The 3,817-nt window shown below is 37.8% G+C and carries 3 protein-coding genes; all 3 read right to left on the bottom strand.

What is annotated here, in order from left to right:
* Nucleotides 1-886 precede the first annotated feature (886 nt).
* Entirely contained in the window at nucleotides 887-1,300 is a 414-nt protein-coding gene (locus tag FTT84_RS17160; protein WP_180056573.1) for a heme-binding protein, read from the bottom strand.
* Nucleotides 1,301-1,385: 85 nt separating this feature from the next.
* The gene (gene hemL / locus FTT84_RS17165) at nucleotides 1,386-2,684 is read right to left on the bottom strand and encodes a glutamate-1-semialdehyde 2,1-aminomutase (RefSeq protein ID WP_180056575.1); all 1,299 of its coding nucleotides are present in this window, start codon (nucleotides 2,682-2,684) and stop codon (nucleotides 1,386-1,388) included.
* A gap of 56 nt (nucleotides 2,685-2,740) precedes the next feature.
* Nucleotides 2,741-3,352 (bottom strand): thiamine phosphate synthase, encoded by a 612-nt coding sequence (thiE, locus tag FTT84_RS17170; protein ID WP_067762132.1) that lies wholly within the window; start codon nucleotides 3,350-3,352, stop codon nucleotides 2,741-2,743.
* Nucleotides 3,353-3,817: the final 465 nt, after the last annotated feature.

The raw sequence follows: 3,817 nt of genomic DNA on the forward strand, positions 1-3,817 counted from the left end.
GCCAAGTCGTAAAGCTCAGAAAGCTGTTGTTGAACAAAGAAACTTAAATCCTGTGCTTGACTCTTGTGGTTAAAAACAGGACATTTTAAATGGTTTATCGCATAGACATTTTAATTGGTGAATAACAGTGAGCCAATTTCCTACGCTTTTTGCTTCGTGTAACAGCACTTATCTTAAGTATTTGCAGATATTAAGTCATTGTTTCTACAAATGAATACTGCTTGAGAGCAGTCATCTAAGCTATCCATTAAAATTTCATTCATTCTTTTTTTATGAAAACTAAGAGTGGCATTACTTCCAAATTCACTTTCTAAATCAGATGATAAAATTATAGTGCACTCATCATCCCTTAGCTAATTCCATAAGTTTTGAACTAATTGAACTAATGCGAATCCGATGTTGATTATCCACGTAATCCTCGATATGAATCTTATTACTGGACGCTTCAAACCCTGTTAGATCTCCGTAAACATCAGCTATGGCTTCGTAATTCACCTGCTCTAACCTATCTTTGTAAAAATTAAAGACAAGGCATCCAAATCCTCATAAAAGCCTTCTAGTATTATAAGTTCTAAAATTGAGGGAAGCTGGACATCATTTCTGGATAGAAAGAATGCATCCATTTGGGAACTTTGAAGTATCACTTATACACCTGGAATATTTTTGCTGTTATTGGAGTTAGATTTTTAGTATTTCTAAAATTAACATAATACACGTCATACGAAATTCTTCAAATTTTCCTATAATTATCAATACCCAATTAAAACTAGTTTCAGAGTACAGCGCTCTGCAACGGCTTTTTTGTGATTATTCACATTCCATACAACTTTGGCATTGAAACTAAGAATGTTCACTATAGCTAAACTTAAAAATCTCTAAGGAATTTTTATACCTGTGTCAAAAACTTATCAATAGCGAATTGTGCAATTTCTGCATCCTGAAAAGCCTTCACACCCGACACACCCATTGCACCCACCAACTGCCCTTCGTACATAATCGGCTCACCGCCTTCTAACATACCAGAGAAGCTATCCATAGTTAAAAAACCCATTTGACCGCCTTTAATAATGTCTTCAAATAGTTTTGATGGCCGACGACTAATCGCAGAGCATTTGGCTTTTTCCAAACACAAATTCGCTGTCATTGGAGAAGCCCCATCCATACGCTTCATTGCCAGTAAACTTCCCGTTTCATCGGTGACTGCAATACTGACATTAAAGTTTTGGCTCAACGCATATTGATAAGCTTGTTCCAACAAAAACTCGGCATCTGCAAGTGTCAAATAATGTTTGGTTTTCATGTTCAAATCCCTATGTTAAATAACTTCTGACAGCAAAAAAGCCCACATGACTGTGGGCTTCATTGTAAAGCAAATCACTTGAAACTTATTTCATTTCTGCAAAAGTTTCTTTCGCCATTTCAATAGTAAATGCAATATCTTCATCACTATGCGCGCTAGAGAAGAAGCCTGCTTCAAATGCTGATGGTGCAAGGTTAACACCACGTTTCAACATGCCATGGAAGAAAGTACGGAAGGCATCTACATCACATTTTAAAATTGAATCAAAACCAGTGATTTCAGTTTGATCTGTGAAATACAAGCCAAACATGCCGCCCACTTGTTGAGTGAAAAATGGAATGCCCGCTTCGTCAGCAGCAGCTTGTAGACCAGCAAGTAATGTTTCAAGTTTTGCAGTTAAAGCATCATAAAAACCTGGTTGGCGTAAATGCTTAAACATTTCAATACCAGCACGCATTGCTAATGGGTTACCTGACAATGTACCCGCTTGGTAGACTTTACCAAGTGGTGCGATGCACTCCATCACTTCACGTTTACCACCAAATGCACCAACTGGTAAACCTGCACCAATGATTTTACCTAAAGTCGTTAAGTCTGGCGTTACGCCATAATGTGCTTGAGCACCACCTAAACCAACACGGAAGCCAGTCATTACTTCATCAATGATGAAAACTGAGCCATGCTCATCACATACATCACGAATCGCTTGAAGGAAGCCATCAATTGGTTTAACCAAATTCATGTTGCCTGCAACAGGCTCAACAATCACACCCGCAATTTCAGAACCGAATTTAGCAAAGCATTCTTTCAACATTGCAATATCATTATACGGAAGCGTTAATGTGTGTTTAGCAAAATCGGCAGGTACGCCCGCTGAAGTAGCTTCGCCTTCACCTTTAGTCAAAAGACCAGAACCTGCTTTCACCAAAAGTGAATCTGAATGACCGTGGTAACAACCTTCAAATTTCACAATTTTATCACGCCCTGTATAACCACGAGCTAGACGGATAGCAGTCATCGTAGCTTCCGTACCTGAGTTGGTCATACGTACCAATTCAATTGACGGCATGATTTCACAAATAATGTCAGCCAAAGTGGTTTCGTGTACAGTTGGCGCGCCAAAACTTAAACCATCTACTGCTGCTTCTTGAACTGCTTTAATAATATCGGGTTGAGCATGGCCTAAAATCATTGGCCCCCAAGAACCGACATAATCGACATAACGCTTGCCATCAACATCATATAGATAAGCACCTTGTGCTTTTTCAATAAATACAGGTGTCCCACCTACCCCATTAAAGGCACGTACAGGAGAGTTGACACCACCTGGTATGTGTTTGCTGGCTTGCTTAAATAATTGCTCTTGCTTTGGAGATAAGCTCATGAATCAACTCAACTAAAAATAAAGAAAATCAAAAAAAATACAGCGAAAAATGTCTATTACTTAAAAAGTGCTGACCATTCATCAAGACGGTCGGGAATCAAATTCATTGGACGTCCTAATATATCACTAATCACCGCACAATAATCCGCGCCTGATTCAATCACAATTTTTGAATTTTCAACGGTTAGACCGCCAATTGCACAGATTGGTACATTTAATTGTTGTTTGGCTTGTTTCAACGTTTCTAAACCAATATTACCTGCTTCAGGTTTGGTATCAGTTGCATAAATTGCACCAAATGCCACATAGTTTGCACCATCAGCAATTGCTTGTTCTGCAAGTTGCAATGAGTTATTACAGCTACGGCCAATTAATACGCCTTCTGGCAAACGTGCCACAGCATCCACAATAGAGCCGTCATCTTGCCCTAAATGCACACCTAAACCATATTTTTCTGCTAAATCTAAATCATCATTAATTACAAAAGGAACAGCATATTCAGCACACATGGCTTTCATGTATTCCACTTCGTAAATCTGATCTTCTTTAGCAACTTTTTTACGGCGATACTGCAAAACTGCAATACCTCCATTTGACATTGCACCTTCTAGCTTAGCTAAAAGTAACTCTAAAGGATCATCATTTGTAATGAGGTATAGACCACGCATTGCTGGCTCACATCTAAAAAGGTTCTAATTAACTCTTATTATAGCCAAAACTAAAGCTGGTTTTGGCGTTGCAACACAATTTAGCAAGGCGTTTGATTATATTGATTTTATAACGTGCAATTTCCGACGAAAAATTGCATGAAAAATTCAAAAATACCCAATTTCAGGGATATCGAAAATGTTACATAAAATATTTAATACAACTACATAAGAACACAAAACTCAGCGCACAAGAACAGAACACTATAATAAAAATAAGGTGGTAATCGAATTAGACTTTTTGATGCTTTGGTAAGAAACGTTTTGGGGAGCGTTCAGAACATCAAAAAGTCTATCTATTTTTGGTGGTGTATCAAAAAGTATGCTAAAAAAAAGCAGGTTGAATTTTGATAAAATAGAGAAATGCAAATAACTCTAGAAATCAAATGTCCAACCTGCCTCAGTGACAGTATAAAGAAAAATGGC

Origin of the sequence: Acinetobacter sp. YH01019, from assembly GCF_013420285.1 — a bacterium.
GTDB lineage: Bacteria > Pseudomonadota > Gammaproteobacteria > Pseudomonadales > Moraxellaceae > Acinetobacter > Acinetobacter gandensis.

What these genes read in the sequence shown, in the direction of transcription:
- thiE (WP_067762132.1), bottom strand. Translation starts at nt 3,352, where the DNA reads ATGCGTGGTCTATACCTCATTACAAATGATGATCCTTTAGAGTTACTT.
- hemL (WP_180056575.1), bottom strand. Translation starts at nt 2,684, where the DNA reads ATGAGCTTATCTCCAAAGCAAGAGCAATTATTTAAGCAAGCCAGCAAA.
- FTT84_RS17160 (WP_180056573.1), bottom strand. Translation starts at nt 1,300, where the DNA reads ATGAAAACCAAACATTATTTGACACTTGCAGATGCCGAGTTTTTGTTG.